This is a genomic window from Mesorhizobium sp. M7A.F.Ca.CA.002.09.1.1 (assembly GCF_003998555.1).
Taxonomy (GTDB): Bacteria; Pseudomonadota; Alphaproteobacteria; order Rhizobiales; family Rhizobiaceae; genus Mesorhizobium; species Mesorhizobium ciceri.
In genome coordinates this window covers 1-1,637 of record NZ_RZRR01001080.1, presented here as the reverse complement: position 1 = coordinate 1,637, position 1,637 = coordinate 1, and the positions used below count along the sequence as shown (strand labels likewise).

General features: G+C 66.5%; 2 protein-coding genes. One reads left to right on the top strand and one right to left on the bottom strand.

Translation table 11 applies throughout. The features are described from left to right. Positions 1-860, top strand: an 860-nt coding sequence (locus tag EN994_RS30430) for a DUF459 domain-containing protein (protein ID WP_127308104.1), incomplete at its 5' end; no start/stop codon positions are given. A 27-nt stretch (positions 861-887) separates the two neighbouring features. On the opposite strand, the gene EN994_RS30425 is transcribed toward EN994_RS30430, so the two are convergent. Continuing rightward, positions 888-1,637, bottom strand: a 750-nt coding sequence (locus EN994_RS30425; RefSeq protein WP_164746374.1) for an FAD-dependent oxidoreductase, incomplete at its 5' end; no start/stop codon positions are given.

The window sequence follows — 1,637 nt, the reverse complement described above, 5'->3', positions numbered from 1 at the left end:
CTTTCGCAGAGAATGCCGGCGTCAGGATCGTCGTTCGCAGCAATGGCTCGTCCGGCTTCGTGCGCGATGATTTCTACAACTGGCCCGAACAGATCAAATCGCTGATCGAGACCGAAAAACCCGCCGCCGTGATCGTCATGCTGGGCTCCAACGACCGCCAGTCGATGAAGGTGGGCGACGTGCGCGAACAGCCACGTTCCGAGAACTGGACCAAGGAATATGAACGCAGGACCGACGCGCTGGGCAAAGCCATCGCCGCGGCCAAGGTCCCCTTCCTTTGGGTCGGCATGCCGGCGTTCCGGGTGCCGAAGATGACCTCGGATATGCTTGCCTTCAACGACATCTACCATCAGGCCGCAGAAAGCCATGGCGGCGAATTCGTCGATATCTGGGACGGCTTTGTCGACGAGAACGGCGCCTTCGTCACCAGCGGCCCCGACATCAACGGCCAGCCGGTGCGGCTGCGCGCCGATGACGGCATCAATATCTCGAAGGCGGGCAAGCGCAAGCTCGCCTTCTACACCGAAAAACCGCTGCTGAAGATCCTCGGCCTGACCGCGCCGGGAAGCATGATTACACCGTCCGCTCCGGCGGGCGCCCCTGTCGAGACGCCGGCGCCGGCCGCGCCCCCCATCGTCATCGACCGCACCGCGCCGATGCTGCTCAGCGATCCGGCACTCGACGGCGGCTCGGAGCTGCTTGGCGCGGCACCGCCGGCTAAGGCCAATCCGGACCTGCCCGGTGAAAAGCTTGTGGTCGAGGGCAAGGCACCGATTGCATCGCCCGGCCGCGCTGACGACTTCTCCTGGCCGCCGAAGGCCGCAGCCGCGACCGACACCACGACCGCGATCAATCGTTAGTCTCGCAGCGCGGCTCTGAGGCCGGGCTCAGCGCGGGAGAACGCTCGACCCCATCAACGCCTCGTCGATCGCGCGCGCAGCCTGGCGGCCCTCGCGGATCGCCCAGACGACCAGCGACTGGCCACGACGCACGTCGCCGGCCGCATAGAGCCTGTCGACGCTGGTCTTGTAGTCGCGGTCATTGGCCTCGACATTGCGCGAGCGGCGGCTGTCGGTGGCGATCTTCATCTCACCCTCCAATTCCCTCGCCACACCGGCCGCGGCCGGCCCGGCAAAGCCGATGGCGATGAACGCGAGATCGGCGCGGATGACGAATTCGGTGCCGGCGATCGGCTTGCGCTTTTCGTCGACTTCGCAGCATTTGACCCCGGTCAGCTGGCCGTTTTCGCCGATGAATTCAAGCGTCGCCACCTGGAATTCGCGCTCGGCGCCTTCGGCCTGCGAGGATGACGTGCGCATCTTGGTCGCCCAGTATGGCCAGACCGACAGCTTGTCTTCCTTTTCCGGCGGCTGCGGCCGGATGTCGAGCTGGGTGACGCGCACCGCGCCCTGGCGGAAGGCGGTGCCGACGCAGTCGGAGGCAGTGTCGCCGCCGCCGACGACGACGACATGCTGGCCGCCGGCGAGGATCGGATGCGACGGCCACGCCACCGACTGGATCGGTTCGCCGCCGACACGCCTGTTCTGCTGCACCAGATAGGGCATCGCGTCATGCACGCCGCCGAGATCGTCGCCGGGAATGCCGGCCGCGCGCGGCGTTTCGGAACCGCCGCAATA